Annotated in this window: 13 protein-coding genes; 9 read left to right on the forward strand and 4 right to left on the reverse strand. The window is 66.6% G+C overall.

Translation table 11 applies throughout. The features are described from left to right. Positions 1-37: 37 nt before the first annotated feature. The gene (locus ACEN9F_RS15545; RefSeq protein WP_413421010.1) at positions 38-913 is read right to left on the reverse strand and encodes a 2OG-Fe(II) oxygenase; all 876 of its coding nucleotides are present in this window, start codon (positions 911-913) and stop codon (positions 38-40) included. Beyond that, complete coding sequence (gene ada, locus ACEN9F_RS15550) at positions 910-2,004, reverse strand: bifunctional DNA-binding transcriptional regulator/O6-methylguanine-DNA methyltransferase Ada (protein WP_413421012.1); 1,095 nt, start codon at positions 2,002-2,004, stop codon at positions 910-912. Before ada ends, ACEN9F_RS15545 begins: the two co-directional genes overlap by 4 nt. A 188-nt stretch (positions 2,005-2,192) precedes the next feature. Here ada and hutC point away from each other — a divergent pair, with 188 nt between their 5' ends. The 8 genes from hutC (at position 2,193) to ACEN9F_RS15590 (ending at position 12,883) form a co-directional block, all read left to right on the forward strand. Continuing rightward, positions 2,193-2,915, forward strand: coding sequence for a histidine utilization repressor (gene hutC, locus ACEN9F_RS15555; RefSeq protein ID WP_413421014.1), 723 nt, complete (start codon positions 2,193-2,195; stop codon positions 2,913-2,915). A 220-nt stretch (positions 2,916-3,135) separates the two neighbouring features. Further along, the gene (locus tag ACEN9F_RS15560) at positions 3,136-7,416 is read left to right on the forward strand and encodes a PAS domain S-box protein (RefSeq protein ID WP_413421016.1); all 4,281 of its coding nucleotides are present in this window, start codon (positions 3,136-3,138) and stop codon (positions 7,414-7,416) included. A 29-nt stretch (positions 7,417-7,445) separates the two neighbouring features. Further along, on the forward strand, positions 7,446-7,850 hold the full coding sequence (locus ACEN9F_RS15565) for a response regulator (protein ID WP_413421018.1): 405 nt from the start codon (positions 7,446-7,448) through the stop codon (positions 7,848-7,850). Positions 7,851-8,069: 219 nt separating this feature from the next. Then, positions 8,070-8,396, forward strand: a complete 327-nt coding sequence (gene trxA / locus ACEN9F_RS15570) for a thioredoxin TrxA (RefSeq protein ID WP_413421020.1) — start codon at positions 8,070-8,072, stop codon at positions 8,394-8,396. A gap of 120 nt (positions 8,397-8,516) precedes the next feature. Next, positions 8,517-9,779, forward strand: a complete 1,263-nt coding sequence (rho, locus tag ACEN9F_RS15575; RefSeq protein WP_116991848.1) for a transcription termination factor Rho — start codon at positions 8,517-8,519, stop codon at positions 9,777-9,779. Between the two features lie 173 nt (positions 9,780-9,952). After that, positions 9,953-10,222 carry a type B 50S ribosomal protein L31 gene (locus tag ACEN9F_RS15580; RefSeq protein ID WP_413421022.1) on the forward strand — a complete coding sequence of 90 codons (270 nt, stop codon included), beginning with the start codon at positions 9,953-9,955 and terminating at the stop codon, positions 10,220-10,222. A gap of 100 nt (positions 10,223-10,322) precedes the next feature. After that, complete coding sequence (locus tag ACEN9F_RS15585; RefSeq protein ID WP_413421024.1) at positions 10,323-12,047, forward strand: ArnT family glycosyltransferase; 1,725 nt, start codon at positions 10,323-10,325, stop codon at positions 12,045-12,047. 74 nt (positions 12,048-12,121) lie between these two features. Next, positions 12,122-12,883, forward strand: a complete 762-nt coding sequence (locus ACEN9F_RS15590; RefSeq protein WP_413421026.1) for a substrate-binding periplasmic protein — start codon at positions 12,122-12,124, stop codon at positions 12,881-12,883. Here the strand turns inward: ACEN9F_RS15590 and ACEN9F_RS15595 are convergent. Together ACEN9F_RS15595 and ACEN9F_RS15600 are read right to left on the reverse strand one after the other, a co-directional pair. Beyond that, positions 12,867-13,265 carry a gel scht gene (locus tag ACEN9F_RS15595; RefSeq protein WP_413421028.1) on the reverse strand — a complete coding sequence of 133 codons (399 nt, stop codon included), beginning with the start codon at positions 13,263-13,265 and terminating at the stop codon, positions 12,867-12,869. The two genes, ACEN9F_RS15590 and ACEN9F_RS15595, sit on opposite strands and share 17 nt — an antisense overlap. Positions 13,266-13,309: 44 nt before the next feature. Beyond that, complete coding sequence (locus tag ACEN9F_RS15600) at positions 13,310-13,699, reverse strand: gel scht (protein WP_413421030.1); 390 nt, start codon at positions 13,697-13,699, stop codon at positions 13,310-13,312. 413 nt (positions 13,700-14,112) lie between these two features. Between ACEN9F_RS15600 and ACEN9F_RS15605 the strand changes: the two genes are divergently transcribed. Next, positions 14,113-16,032 (forward strand): AAA family ATPase, encoded by a 1,920-nt coding sequence (locus ACEN9F_RS15605; protein WP_413421032.1) that lies wholly within the window; start codon positions 14,113-14,115, stop codon positions 16,030-16,032. Positions 16,033-16,077: the final 45 nt, after the last annotated feature.

Below are 16,077 nucleotides of genomic sequence, written 5' to 3' on the forward strand. Positions count from 1 at the left end.
TTGGAATGGTGAATACCCGTATTATGGACCAAATGATCTAGTTCGCGTCGTGGAAGATAATCCCCAGCGTATGGCGCGCCCCGGCGCGCAGCCGGCTGACGCCGTGCCGCATGGCGACCCGGTAGACGCCGCGCGTGCCCTGCGCGGGGCGGTGGTTGACGGGGAAGATGACCATGTCGCCGCGCTTGAGCGGCACCACCTCCACCCGCGACTGCATGCGCGGGCGCTGCTCGGTCAGCACGAACTCCCCACCCTCGAAATCCTTGCCCGGTTCGCTCAGCAGGATCGCCGCCTGCAGCGGGAAGACGTGCTCGCCGTACAGGTCCTGGTGCAGGCAGTTGTAGTCGCCGCTGCCGTATTGCAGCATCAGCGGCGTGGGCCGCGTCTGGCCGGCGGCATGGCAGCGCGCCAGGAAGTCGGCGTGGTCGGGCGGAAAGCGCGCTTCCATGTCCATCACCTCGTGCCAGTGATTGGCGATGGCGGCCAGCGGGCCATACAGCGACTGCCGCAGCGCCGAGATCATCGACGGCAGCGGATAGCGGAAGTACTGGTATTCGCCGCTGCCGAAGCCGTGCTGCGCCATCACCACGCGGCTGCGGTACAGCTGCGGCTGGGCGTATTGCGCGGCCAGCGCTGCGCATTCGTCGGCGGTCAACATGCCGGGAACGATGGCGTAGCCGTGCGCGTTCAGCTCATCGGCGATGGCTTGCCAGTCCAGCCCCGCCACGTGCACGCCGATGCCGGCCGACGCCGCGACCAGCTTGCGGGCGCTGGCCTGCGCCTGCGCGATGGCGGCGGCGTCGGGCGCATCCGCAGGCGCGGCGGAAGGGGCGGGAGCGACGCTCACCGGCGGCGTCCTGCGCGGCTTGCGCGCGGCCGCGCCGTCGCTGAAATCGAACTCGCCGTTCTTCATTGACCCGCCTCCCGGTCCAGCAGCGCGGCCTTGCGGTCCACGCCCCAGCGGTAGCCGGAGATCGAACCATCGTTACGCACCACGCGGTGGCACGGTATCGCCACCGCCAGCGCGTTGGCCGCGCACGCCCCGGCCACGGCGCGCGCGCCCTTGGGCAGGCCGACCAGCTCCGCCAGCTCGGCATAGCTGACCGTGCACCCGGCCGGGATCTCGCGCAGCGCCTGCCACACGCGCTGCTGGAACGCCGTGCCGCGCACATCGAGCGGCAAGTCCAGTCCGATCTCCGGCCGCTCGACCAGCCCGACCACGCGCGACACCACCTGTTCGTACGCCGGCTCCGCGCCGATCAGCTCCGCCTTGGGGAAGCGGTCCTGCAGGTCGCGCACCAGCAGGTCGGGATCGTCGTCGATCAGGATCGCGCAGATGCCCTGCTCCGTGCTGGCCACCAGGATCGCGCCCAGCGAACAGGCGCCGATGGCGAAGCGTATCTGCGCGCCCTTGCCGCCGGCGCGGAAGGCTGTCGGCGTCATGCCCAGCACCGCGGGCGTCTGCGCGTAAAAGCGTCCGCTTGAATTAAAGCCGGACGCATAAATCGCCTCCGTCACCGACGCCTCCTGCGCCAGCCCGGCCTGCATGCGGCGCGCGCGCTGGGCGTTGGCGTAGGCTTTCGGCGTAATCCCCGTCACCGCCTTGAACATGCGGTGGAAATGAAAGCGGCTCACGCCCACCGCCGCCGCCAGGCTGTCCAGGTCCGGCGCCTCCTCGGCGCCATCGATCAGGCGGCAGGCCTGGGCCACGATGGCGGCCTGGCGCTCGGCCAGCGGCGGCTGCTCCGGCTTGCAGCGCATGCAGGGCCGGAAACCCGCCGCCTCGGCCTCCTCGCGGCTGCCGTGGAAAGCCACGTTCTTGCGCAAGGCCGGGCGCGCGCCGCACGATGGACGGCAATACACGCCGGTGCTGCGCACCGAATACCAGAACACGCCGTCGGCGCCGGCGTCGCGTTGCCGCACGGCGGCCCAGCGCGACTCGTCGCTGCCGTAGCTAGCCTGCCGCACCGCCTTGTTGGCCGTCTTGTCTATCTCGTTGCCCATCTCGAACTCCATGGTTTGATTGGAATGAGGCCATCTTATTCATCGACGCCTGGACACACACTCCGCCTCTTGCTTTTGAATTGTAAGGCCGCCGCCACAAAACCGCGTAAAGATGTTCAACAGGCAAGCATTGCGATGCTAAAATGCCCGCTCTGCCGCCTGCGGAGGCGTGCCCTCGGAGAAGCCGTTTGGACGATCAAGCACCACAAGACAGCACCCCTATTTTCCAGCGCATCAAGGATTACCTGCTGGCGGAAATCGCCGCCGGCACCTGGAAGGAAGGCGACGTGATCCCTTCCGAACAGGCGCTGGTCAAGCAGTTCGGCGTCTCCCGCATGACCGTCAACCGCGCCGTGCGCGAGCTGACGGCGGAGCAAGTACTCACCCGCCGCCAGGGCTCCGGCACCTACGTCGCCCAGCAAAAATACCAGGCCACGCTGCTGGAGATCAAATCCATCGCCGACGAGATCCGCGCGCGCGGCCACGCCCACCGCAGCAGCCTGCAGCAGCTGGAGCGCGTCAAGGCCAGCGAACTGATGGCCAAGCAGTTCGAGCTGCCGGCCGGCCACACGCTGTTCCACTCGGTGATCGTCCACTTCGAGAACGGCGTGCCGATCCAGGTCGAGGACCGCTGGGCCAATCCGCTGTGCGCGCCCGACTACATGGAGCAGGACTACGCCAGCATCACGCCCAACGAATACCTGATGAAGGCGGCGCCGCTGCAGGGCGCCACCTACAGCATCGAAGCGCTGGCGGCCCCACGCGACATCGCCGAGATGCTGGCCATCGACACCAGGCAAGCCTGCCTGGTGCTCAAGCGCCAGACCCGCTCCGGCGGCCAGATCGCCTCGATCGCCACCATGTGGCATCCCGGCCACCGCTACCAGTTCGCCGGCAGCTTCAACCAGTAGGCGGCCGGCTAGCACACCGCAAGCCACCCCGGCCTCCGCCGGCGCCGGGCATTCTCACCGATTGTCACGGAATCCGGTCCCGATTGTTAATTCCGGCGTTCTTTTGCGCGAACCGGCGTCGCAATCGCGTCCGGTTCACTTTCTCGACTACCGCCAAAACTTCGATGCTATAGTTGCTTGGATACAGCAAGCACTGCAATGTCGACCGAAAGGGAAGCTCTTGTTTCACTGCCGTCCGCGCCTTCGCCAGGGTTCCTGGCACCGCCTGCCGCTCAGGCTGACGGCCTGCGCGCTCGTTCTGGCCTGCGGCCTGCAGCCTGCGGCGGCGGCGGAAAAAGTCTCGCTCCAGCTCAAATGGCGGCACCAGTTCCAGTTCGCCGGCTACTACGCCGCGCAGGACCAGGGCTACTACCGCGACGCCGGCCTCGACGTGACGCTGCTCGAAGCACGTCCCAGCCAGGATCCGCTGCAAAACGTCGTCGACGGCCGCGCCCAGTACGGCGTCGGCAACAGCACGCTGCTGCTGGCGCGCGGCATGGGCCAGCCGGTGGTGGTGCTGGCCTCGGTGTTCCAGCATTCGGCCGCGGTGCTGCTGCGCCGCCTCGGCGCCGACGGCAAGCCGGTCCCCTGGCCCGGCAGCCGCGTCATGCTGGCGCCGAGCGACACGGAACTGACGGTCATGCTGAAGCAGCAGGGCGTGCGCCTCGACACCCTGCACCAGGTCGCCCACAGCTCCAGCTTCGACGACCTGGCCGAGGGCCGGGTCGAGGCGATGTCGGCCTACGTCACCGAGGCGCCCTATGTGCTGGACCGCCTCAACCTGTCCTACGAACTGCAGTCGCCGCGCAGCCAGGGCCTGGATTTCTACGGCGACGTGCTGTACACCACCGAGAGCGAATTGCGCGAGCATCCGGCGCGCGCCCAGGCGCTGCGCGAGGCCACGCTGCGCGGCTGGCGCTATGCGATGGCGCATCCGGGCGAGATCGCCGACCTGATACGGGCCCGCTACCCCGAGCGCCACAGCCGCGAACACCTGATGTTCGAGGCCCAGCGCACCGCGCCGCTGCTGGAACAGGGCTTGATCGAGCTGGGCTACAGCAACCCGGAGCGCTGGCGCGCGCTGGCCCTCGCCTACAGCGAACAGGGCATGCTGCCGGCCGATTTCAAGCTGGACGGCTTCCTGTACCAGCCGCCGGCCGACAGCGCGCTGCTGCGCTACAGCGGCGCCATGCTGGGCGGGCTGCTGTTGCTGGTATCGCTGACCGGCGCCTGGCGCTTGCGCCGGCAGGCCGCGGCGCTGCGGGCGGCGCGCGCGGAGTTGGGCAGCGCCGAACGCATGGCCGGCTTCGCGCTGGAGGGCTCCGGCGCCGGCATGTGGGAATGGCGCATCGACAGCGGCACGCTCAAGCTGTCGCCGCGCTACTGCGAGCTGCTGGGCTACGACCCCGGCGCGTTCCATCCCACGCTGGAGGAATGGCAGACCTACGTGCACCCGGACGACCGCGCCCGCGTCGAGCGCACCATCCGCGACTACCTGGCCAGCAGCGGCGGCGACAGCGGCCAAATCCGCAGCGAGCACCGCATGCGCGCCGGCGACGGCAGCTGGAAGTCGGTGCTGGCGCGCGGCATGATCATCGAGCGCGACGCCGCCGGCCGGCCGCTGCGCGCCGCCGGCACCATGGCCGACATCAGCGAGCGCGCGGCCGCCGAGGAGGCGCGCATGTGGGCCGTGGTCGACGCCACGCCCGGCGCGGCGCTGATCGCCGACAAGGGCGGGCGCGTGCGCCACGCCAATCCGGCCTGCGCCCGCTGCTTCGGCTACGAAGGCGCGATGACCGGCCGCTCGGTCGAGCAGCTGGCGCCGGAAGCGATGCGCAGCAACGGCCGCGCGCGCGAACTGTTCTCGCGCCCCAACCTGCCGGGCCGCGTGCTGTGCGCGATCCGCGCCGACGGCAGCAGCTTCCCGGCCATGGTGCACATCTCGCCGGTGGAGCTGGCCGGCCAGGACCTGGTCATCATGACGCTGCGCGACATGACCCAGCGCCAGCGCGCCGAGGAAGCGCTGCAGGCCAGCTCCGAGCGCTACCGCCAGATCGTGCAGACCGCCGCCGAAGGCATCTGGATGACCAACGCCGACGACCGCACCACCTTCGTCAATCCGACGCTGGCGCAGATGCTGGACTACGAGGTCGAGCAGATGATGGGCCGCGCCATGACCGACTTCATGGACGACGCCGGCCGCGCGCTGCTCAAGCAGCACCTGCAGCACCGCCTGTCGGGCGAGGCCAGCCAGGGCGACGTCTGCTTCCTGCGGCGCGACGGCAGCAGCGTCTGGTGCCTGCTGTCGACCACCGTGATCAACTCCGACGCCGGCCACTACGCCGGCACGCTGGCCATGCTGACCGATATCACCGCGCGCCGCCAGGCCGAGGGCGCGCTGCGCGACTCCAGCCAGCGCCTGGCCTCGATCTTCAACGCCGTCACCAACGGCCTGGTGATGGTCGACGGCCACGGCGCGGTCATCGAGCGCAACGCGGCCGCCGCGCGCATGCTGGCGCATACCGAGGACCTGGCCGGCGACGGCCTGTGGCAGGGCGTGCGCGAGGACGGCACGCCCTACGACGGCGCCAGCCATCCGGTGCGCCTGGCGCTGGTGACCGGCATCTCGGTGCGCGACGTGGTGATGGGCCTGGCCCGGCCGGACGGCGCGCGGCACTGGCTGTCGGTCAACGCCGAACCGATCCCCGACCAGTCGGGCGCGGTGCAGCTGGTGGTGGCCAGCCTGACCGACATCACCGACCGCAAGCGCGGCGAGGATGCGCTGCGCGAACTGAACGAACACCTGGAGGAACGGGTGGCGATCCGCACCGGCGAGCTGGAACACGCGCGCCAGGTGGCCGAGGAAGCCAACCAGACCAAGGGCCAGTTCCTGGCCAACATGAGCCACGAGATCCGCACGCCGATGAACGGCGTGATCGGCATGGCCTACCTGGCGCTCAAGACCGAGCTCGATCCGCGCCAGCGCGACTACCTGGAAAAGATCCGCTTCGCCGGCGAGCACCTGCTGGGCATCATCGACGACATCCTCGACATCTCCAAGATCGAGGCCGGCAAGCTGGAAATCGAGCAGGTCGACTTCGCGCTCGACCACGTGATCCAGACCCTGACCACAGTGGTGGCGCCGAAGGCGGCCAGCCGCGATCTGGAACTGGTCTACGATCTCGATCCGACCCTGCCCAGGGTGCTGCGCGGCGATCCGCTGCGGCTCGGCCAGGTGCTGATCAACTACGCCAACAACGCCATCAAGTTCAGCGAAAAGGGCCGCATCGAAGTGCGGGTGCGCCAGGTGGTCGGCGACGCCCACGGCTGCCTGCTGCGCTTTGAGGTGAGCGACTGCGGCATCGGCCTGTCGGAGGCCGAGATCGACAAGCTGTTCCAGTCGTTCCAGCAGGCCGACACCTCGACCACCCGCGAATACGGCGGCACCGGCCTCGGCCTGGCGATCTGCAAGCAGCTGGCGCAGCTGATGGGCGGCGAGGTCGGCGTGCGCAGCCGGCCGGGCCAGGGCAGCACCTTCTGGTTCACCGCGCGCCTGGGCATCAGCAGCGCCACGGTGCCGGCGCTGATCGACCGCGTCAAGGACGCCGCCGCCGAGCTGCTGGCCTCCTCGCGCAGCGCCGCCGTCATGGCGGCGCTGAAGAACGCCCGCATCCTGCTGGTCGAGGACAACACCTTCAACCAGCAGATCGCGCTGGAGATGCTGGAGGAAGTGGGCTCCTCGGTGTGCCTGGCGGCCAACGGCATGGAGGCGCTGGAACTGCTGCGCCAGACCGCCTTCGACTGCGTGCTGATGGACGTGCAGATGCCGCTGATGGACGGCCTCGAGGCGACCCGCCGCATCCGCGCCGATCCGCGCCTGGCCGACATGCGGGTGCTGGCCATGACCGCCACCGCCACCAGCGAGGACCGGGTGCGCTGCATCGAGGCCGGCATGGACGATTTCATCTCCAAGCCGATCCAGCCGGCGCTGATGTACCAGACCATCGCCAACTGGCTGCCGGAGCGCGCGGAAGGCGCGCCGCGCGAGGCGCCGCCGGCGCCGGCGCGGCCGGCGTTCAAGACCACGCTGGGCGGCGACCCGGCGGTGATCGATTTATCCATCCTCGCCAAGCTGCTGGGATATCATCCCCACAAGGTGCGCAAGTTCGCGTTCAAGTTCTTGCATAATACGCAGGATGGCCTGAACCAGATGGAGACGGCGCTGGGGCGCGGCGACCTGGCCGCGCTGCGCGAGCTGGGCCACCGGCTCAAGTCGCCGGCGCGCACCGTCGGCGCGCTGGGGATGGGCGAGCTGATGCTGCAGATGGAGCAGCTGCCGCCCGAGGCCAGCGACGCCGACAACGCGCTGCGGGCCCAGGCCGTGCTGCAGAAACTGTGGCCGCTGCTGGAACGCATCACCGAACAAATCATGACCAACACCACCTTCGCCGACGACAATTGAGCCGCCGGGCTGACACACCAAGGAAGCGCATGCGGGTACTGCTGCTGGATGACGACGCGTTCATGCTGGAACTGCTGGCCGACATGATCGGCGGCTTCGGGCCGCACGAGGTGATACGGGAAACCGACGGCCGCCGGGCGCTGATCGAGCTGCGCCTGCGCCCGCCCGAGCTGCTGATCTGCGACCTGTCGATGCCGGTGATGGACGGCATCGACTTCCTGCGCCTTGCGGCGGCGCAGCAATATGCCGGCTGCGTGGTGCTGCTGTCGGGCGTGGACGGCGCCGTGCTCAAGACCGCCGCCCGGCTGGCCGAGGCGCAGGGACTGGCGATCCTCGACGCCTGCGCCAAGCCGCTGGGGCTCGACACGCTGGCCGCGCTGATGGACCGCGCCGCAGCACGCTGCCCGGGCCCGGCCGGCCATCATGGCAAATAGTTTAGGGGGTTTCGACAATCTGCCGCACATTTTTAAAAAATGGGTTATTATTTCAGCCATCCCCGCCTGCCGACCTTGTTGCCATCCCATTCCAAGACATTGAATTCGCGCAATCGGCCACCATCTGCTGCCTGTTACCGGCAACGTTGAAGGCGATTGCAGACAACATGGCATAATCCCCAGGCGTTATTGATCCCACAGACCTCGATTGAGGAATATATGAGCGAAAATATCAAACACATTACCGATACTTCTTTTGATGCAGACGTGCTGAAGTCCGATCGTCCAGTGCTGGTCGATTTCTGGGCCGAATGGTGTGGTCCTTGCAAGAGCATCGCCCCGATCCTGGAAGAAGTGGCCAAGGAATACGAAGGCAAGATCCTGATCGCCAAGATGGACGTCGATTCGAACCAGGCGGTGCCCGCCAAGTTCGGCATCCGCGGCATCCCGACCCTGATCCTGTTCAAGAACGGCGTCGCCGCCGCGCAAAAGGTTGGCGCAATGGCAAAAGGCCAGCTGACCTCTTTCATCGACAGCAATATCTAAGTAAGATAGCATCACGCCGCACCAACGGCGCCGCGCCTGCGGCGCCGTTGAATAACATAGAGACAACCACGCAGTCCCCTCCCCTACCTTTACTTTCCCGTCACGGGACACTCAACACATATGCATCTATCTGAATTAAAGGCCTTACACGTCTCGGCATTGCTGGAGATGGCCATCGGTCTTGATATCGACAACGCGGCGCGTCTGCGCAAACAGGAACTGATGTTTGCGATCCTGAAAAAGCGCGCGAAATCCGGTGAACAGATCTTCGGCGACGGCGCCCTCGAAGTGCTGCCGGACGGCTTCGGCTTCCTGCGCTCGCCCGACGCCAGCTACATGGCGTCCACCGACGACATCTATATCTCGCCGTCGCAGATCCGCCGCTTCAACCTGCACACCGGCGATTCGATCGAGGGCGAAGTGCGCACCCCGAAAGACGGCGAGCGCTACTTCGCGCTGGTCAAGGTAGACAAGGTCAACGGCGAATCGCCGGAAGCCTCGAAACACCGCATCCTGTTTGAGAACCTGACGCCGCTGCACCCGAACGAGCCGCTGCGCCTGGAGCGCGACATCAACGGCACGGAAAACATCACCGGCCGCATCATCGACCTGATCGCGCCGATCGGCAAGGGCCAGCGCGGCCTGCTGGTGGCGTCGCCGAAATCGGGCAAGTCGGTGATCCTGCAGCACATCGCGCACGCGATCACCGCCAACCATCCCGACTGCACGCTGATCGTGCTGCTGATCGACGAACGTCCGGAAGAAGTGACCGAGATGCAGCGCTCGGTGCGCGGCGAAGTGGTCGCCTCGACCTTCGACGAGCCGGCCACCCGCCACGTGCAGGTCGCCGAGATGGTGCTGGAAAAAGCCAAGCGCCTGGTCGAAATGAAGAAAGACGTGATCATCCTGCTGGACTCGATCACCCGCCTGGCGCGCGCCTACAACACCGTGATCCCTGCCTCCGGCAAGGTGCTGACCGGCGGCGTCGACGCCAACGCGCTGCAGCGTCCCAAGCGCTTCTTCGGCGCCGCGCGCAATATCGAGGAAGGCGGCTCGCTGACCATCATCGCCACCGCGCTGATCGAAACCGGCTCGCGCATGGACGACGTGATCTACGAGGAATTCAAGGGTACCGGCAACATGGAGGTGCACCTGGAGCGCCGCCTGGCCGAGAAGCGCGTCTACCCGGCGATCAACCTGAACAAGTCGGGCACCCGCCGCGAAGAACTGCTGATCAAGCCGGACCAGCTGCAGAAGATCTGGATCCTGCGCAAGCTGCTGTACTCGATGGACGAGATCGAGGCGATGGAGTTCATCCTCGACAAGATGAAGGCCACCAAGAACAACGGTGAGTTCTTCGACATGATGCGGCGAGGCGGTTAAACGCTAGGCAATCATGCTAAACAGGCAACCATCGCGGTTGCCTGTTTGCGTTAACGGCTGTATAATCGCCGATCGCATTATTTTAAAACTGGCAAGTGAGCGGCAATCGGGTCAAGAAGCAGGATCGACCGACGAAGTGCTGTTTGGCTACCGACCTAACCGAAAGCTTCGAAATGAAACCAGAAATCCATCCAGAATACCGCGAAGTTGTGTTCCACGACCTGTCGTGCGACTTCAAATTCGTCACCCGTTCGACCATCCAGACCCGCGAAAAGATCGAGCACAACGGTAAAGAATACCCGCTGATCAAGATCGAGGTATCGGCTGAATCGCACCCGTTCTACACCGGCAAGCACAAAATCGTCGACACCGCCGGCCGCGTCGAGAAATTCCGCCAGAAGTTCGGTACCGTCGGTTCGAAAACGTCGGTCGCCAACGCCTAAGCAACCGGGTTTCCCAGTCGCTCTCAAAAAAGCAGCCTCAGGCTGCTTTTTTTGTTTGTTTCCTTCATACTCCGGTTCTACTCTTAAAACACACTGATCGATGAAGCCAGTCCGTCTTCCCGCCGCCGCTACCCTGGCACTGCCGCGCTGGGCCCTGTTCGCCCTCGGCCTGCTCTACATCCTGCCCGGCCTGATCGGCCGCGACCCGTGGAAGAACGACGACGCCGCCAGCTTCGGCATCATGTGGACGATGGCGCACGGCGGCTGGCAGGACTGGCTGTGGCCCAACGTCGCCGGCCTGTCGTGGCCGGACGAGGGCCCGCTGGCCTTCTGGCTGGGCGCGCTGGGCATCAAGCTGTTCGGCTGGCTGCTGGGCGACGTGATGGCGGCGCGCGTCGGCACCGTCGCCGTCTTCCTGCTGGGCGTGCTGTCGCTGTGGTACGCCACCTTCAACCTGGGCCGCCGCCAGGATGCGCAGCCGCTGCGCCTGGCCTTCGGCGGCCAGCCCGAGCCCGACGATTTCGGCCGCACGCTGGCCGACGCCGCCGTGCTGATCTACCTCGGCTGCCTCGGCCTGCTGCTGCACAGCCATGAAACCACCTCCGAAGCGCTGCAGGTGTCGCTGACGGCGCTGCTGCTGTACCGCACCGTGCGCTACGTGGAAAAGCCGTCGCTGCGCAACGCCGCCCTGAGCGGCCTGGCGATCGGCCTGCTGACCCTGACGCGCGGCTGGGTCACGCCGGTGTTCCTGATGCTGGCCCTGTTCGCCTGCACCCGCTTCCTGGCCCAGCCCGCCATCCGCGCGGTGCGCGACCTGGGCGCCATGATCGCCGTCGGCGCCGCCGTCGCCGCGCTGTGGCTGGCGCCGGCGCAATGGCTGGAACCCTACCACCAGCAACCGCTGAACGCCTGGCTGGGCTGGAACTGGCTGCAGCTCGGCCTGCCAAGCCTGTTCTCGCTCAAATTCTTCTTCCGCGTCGGCCTCTGGTTCTTCTGGCCGGCCTGGCCGTTCGCCGGCTGGGCCGTGTGGGCCTGGCGCCGCCAGCGCGGCGTGCTGCACATCGTCGTGCCGCTGGCCTTCGTCACCATGGGCACGCTGCTGACCCTGTTCCATCCGACGCCCGAGCAAGGCCAGCTGCTGCCGCTGCTGCCGCCGCTGGCCGTCATGGCCGCCTTCGGCCTGCTGACCATGAAGCGCGGCGCCATCAACGCCATCGACTGGTTCTCGGTGATGGCGCTGACCTTGTGCGCGGCCGTGATCTGGATCTTCTGGATCGCCAAGCTGACCGGCTGGCCGGCGCGGGCCGCCAAGAACGCGCTCAAGCTGGTGCCGGGCTTCCATCCGGAGCTGGGCTGGATCGCCTTCCTGGTGGCGCTGGCGGCCACCGCCGGCTGGTTCGCGCTGGTCCACTGGCGCGTCTCGCGCCGGCCGTCGGTGCTGTGGCGCGCGGTGGTGCTGTCGTCGGGCGGCCTGATCCTGATCTGGATCCTGCTGATGACCCTGTTCCTGCCGGACGTCAACTACAGCAAGAGCTACGCCAGCGTCGCGCGCCAGATCGCCGACAAGCTGCCGCCGGGCGGCGGCTGCATCGAAACCAACGTCGGACCGGCGCAGCGCGCCTCGTTCGCCTACTACGCCCAGCTGCCGTTCGCCGGCGTCGAAGGCGGCAAGTGCGACCTGCTGCTGTTGCAAGATAGCATCAAGCTGCGCGACGACCGCGAGATCCAGCCGCAGCACCGGGGACGCCAATGGATCTTGCTGTGGGAAGGACGGCGCCCGGCCGACCGCGAGGAACGCTTCCGCCTGTACCGCCGCGCGGACTGAGCGCACCGCTGGGCGGCGGTGTTGTCGTCCAGCTCGCATTGCTGCTATGCTTTTCTTCAGAAAGCGGCCAGCCCATGCGACTTATTATCCTGACATTCCTCCTGGCGGCAAGCTGCACCGGCAACGGCCTCGCCGCGCCGCTCAGCATCACCACCGAACATTCGCCGCCGTCCAGCATGCTGGGCGCGGACGGCGTCACCGGCCGCGAGACCGACAAGGTGCGCGAGCTGATGGCGCGCACCGGCACCGACTACAAGATCGACCTGCTGCCCTGGAAACGGGCCTACATGATGGCGCTGAACCAGGGCCAGACCTGCGTGTATTCCACCTCGCGCACGCCGGAGCGGGAGGCGCTGTTCAAATGGGTGGGGCCGACCGACGAGGCCGAATGGCAGTTCTGGGGCCGCGCCGACCACGAGTTCCCGCTCAAGACGCTGGAAGACGCGCGCAAGCTGCGCATCGGCACCTATATCGGCGACGCCCGCGACGACTACCTGCGCAGCCGCGGCTTCAACGTCGAGTCGGTCAGCAACGACCTGGTCAATCCGCAAAAGGTGCTGCTCAAGCGCATCGACCTGTGGGCGGTGGGCATGCGCAACGGCAGCCCCGGCCCGCGCCAGTACGACTGGGCCGACAAGGTGGTGCCGCTACTGGTGTTCAACCGCGTCAAGGTCTACCTGGCCTGCAACCCGTCGGTGCCGGACGAGCTGATCGACAGGCTCAACGCCGCGCTGGCGGAGATGCGGCGCGACGGCACCATGGCGCGCCTGGAGCGCAAGTACGAACACTGGACCTTGCCCAAGCAGCGGGCGTCCGCCCTCAACGCCGGGCCATGACGATGGTGTTGGCCGGCAGCCGGGCGGCCATCGGCAGGCGCTCGTAGTTGTCGATCGCCAGCGCGTAGCCCTGGTCGTCGAACTTCAGCTGGGCGCCGGTGCCGCTCACGAACCTGTCGGGGCCGACGGCGAAGATTTCGACTTTCGGATGGTCCTCGACCTGGGCGTAATAATGGGCCCCGCGCTGGGTGAACCGTATCGTGTCGCCATTGCTCAGCGCGTAGGAGTAGCGGTAGTCCGCGAATTCCTGGGGTTCGAAACGGAAACCCGACGGCGCCTTGATCTGGACCGAATCGCCCGCGGTGTCCTGGGCGGCCTGGGCGCCGACGGCCGCGATCGACAATGCAGCGGCCACAGCCATACTCAACAGAGTGCTTTTCATGATAGTGCTCCAAATAAGTGGGGAAGAAGTTTGTGGCCGCGCGCTCAGCGGCGCGCCGCCGCCATCATCATGGTATTGGCGGGCAGGTCGCCGGCCAGCGACAGCTTCTCGAAACTGGCGATGCCCACCGTTTCACCCTGCTCGCGGAACTCGATGCGGGCGCCGTTGCCGGTCACAAACACATTGCGCGATACCGGGAAGATCCGCACCCGCTCGCCGTCGCCCAACTGGGTATAGAAGTGGTTCATGCGGGCGCTGAAGGCGATGGTTTCGCCGTTCTGCAGCAGATAGGTGTTCTGGAAGTCGCGGAAATCCTCGGCCACCATGTGATAGGCGCGGACCGGCTTGATTTGCACGCTGTGGTCTTGCGCGTGGACGGCGGACATCGAGGTCAAAGCGAGCGCGGCAGCGATGCCGAACAGGGTGGTTTTCATGGTGTGCTCCGTAAGGTTGTGTGCTCGATAAACTGCTGGGAGCCACCGCTGCAATAGGATGTTCAGCGGTAGACATGTACAGATTAGCAAAGGCCGGCGTCAATATCCGGCGTATGCGACGAGCGGTAAAAGCGCGTGCTCCAAGCGCAAAAAAACGGGATGAACGGCGTGCGCCGCCGGATCTGTTGCTGGCGGCGTTTTTTTATTGGATCAACCCGAGACAAACGCCCTGCATGCCGCTATAGTGGGCACAGAGCGAGTTGCCCTACGGCATGTTCGTTTCGCAAGACAAGTTAGCAATACCGGTCGCGCCCCGCTCTGCGCACCGGCCAATGGCGGCCTCGGCTGCTGCGCCCCATCCCCGCGCTGAGCCCGACACCATGCCGCCCCTCCCTTGGTGGATCGCAACGACTATGTTTACTCTTCACAAACTTCAATCCGCACTGCGGAACAACTACGTCCGCGCCGCGCTGGCGCTGCTGGCGGTGGCCGCGCTCGCCCTGTTCAGCTGGCGCACCGAGGTGCCGCAGGATTCGAGCCCGATGCTGCGCTCGCAGGACATCGCCCAGATCACCGCGCTGGCGGCCCAGCGCGAGCAGCTGGAATACCTGATGGTGGCCATGCCGCAATCGGAGGCGCCGCGCTACATCTTCAAGATGAAGGACGATCCGCTGCTGTACGTGGTCAAGGTGCCGGGCAGCACGCACCTGAGCCTGGAACGCGAAATCCTGCTGCGCAATAACATCCCCTACGCCATCGCGCGCGACGACTACCTGGCCTCGCACAAGGCGGCGCTGCAGGACGAGGACGACAGCGGCCTGGCGCGCGCCGGCGCCTTCCTGCGCCGCCACGCGATCGACCTGCTGCTGGTGGGGCTGGCGCTGTTCCTGCTGCGCCACGGCCTGCCCGGCATGGGCGTGTCCGCCACCGTGCTGACCCCGGACCAGCTGGGCGGCAGCATGGACGACCTGATCGGCATGGAGGATATCAAGCAGGAAGTCCTGCACCTGGAAGACATGATCCGCAACCGCGCGGTCTACCGCGAGCACGACATCGACAAGCCCTTCAACGTCATGCTGACGGGCCCGGCCGGCACCGGCAAGACCAAGCTGGCCGGCTACCTGGCCAAGCGCCTCAACGTGCCGCTGATCCAGGCCTCGGCCTCGGCGCTGGAATCGGGCTACATCGGCGGCGGCTCCAAGGCGCTGCACGCGCTGCACCGCAAGGCTTGCGCGCGCGGCAGCTGCATCATCTTCCTCGACGAAGCGCAGGGCCTGTTCATGCCGCGCGGGCGCGGCGAAAAGAAATGGGAGGACGATACCGCCAACACGCTGCTGGGCCTGCTGGACGGCGTGCGCAGCGACCAGGGCGCCGGCGTCATCTGGGTGGTCGCCTCCAACTTCGACGACGCCTCGTCGCAGATGGACGAGGCGATGCTGCGCCGCTTCTCGGTCAAGATCAACTTCCGCCTGCCGAACAAGGCCGAGCGGCGCGAACTGCTGCGGGCCTTCCTGGCGCGCAAGGCCGACGGCTGCGTCGACTGGGACGCGCTGAACCTCGACCAGGTGGCGGAAATCACCGCCAACCTCAGCCCGGCGCTGCTGCAGACGGTGGTCGAGCGGGCCAGCATGATCGCGATCCAGGAAAGCACGGTCATCAACACCGACCTGATGTTCCGCGCCTTCGAGCGCGCCACCATCGGCCTCACCGACCGCGCCACCACCGCCGAGAAGACCCGCCAGCGCGAGCGCGTGGCCTTGCACGAGCTGGGCCACTTCTTCATGCAGATCGACCCGTGGCTGCGCCAGGGGCTGACGCTGGAGCAGGTCAAGCAGCGCTCGCCGCTGCTCAAGATCAGCACCGAGTCGGTGTCCAAGCTGGGCGCGCTGGGCTATGTGCTGTCGGCCTCGGACGACGTCGCGCTGCGCACGCTGGAGGAGCTGGAGCGCGACGTGATCCAGCTGTACGGCGGCGTCGCCGCCGAGGAACTGTTCTACGGCGCGCGCGGCATTTCGGTCGGCAGCCAGAACGATATCCAGAAGGCCACCTCGATGCTGGACCTGATGGTCAACAAGCTGTCGATGTACTCGCGCTCCAAGCTGGACTACAGCCAGTTCAAGAATCAGGAACACGACCTCGACCAGGTGCAGGCCAAGGCCGACGAGCTGTACAGCTACACGCTGGAAGCGATCGGCGACTACCGCCCGCAGATCGCCGAGCTGAAGGATGTGCTGATGGAACAGTACGTGCTGTCGAAGGACGCCATCTTCGCGCTACTTGCACAACAGAAGCTCCGTATCACGAACGCCGCCGCCGGCACTACCGTACTTTAGGGTGCTGTTGCTAGCAGTCTACAGCGATACAATTGAGCACAAATT

Source organism: Duganella sp. CT11-25 (assembly GCF_047302815.1).
Classification (GTDB): domain Bacteria; phylum Pseudomonadota; class Gammaproteobacteria; order Burkholderiales; family Burkholderiaceae_D; genus Rugamonas.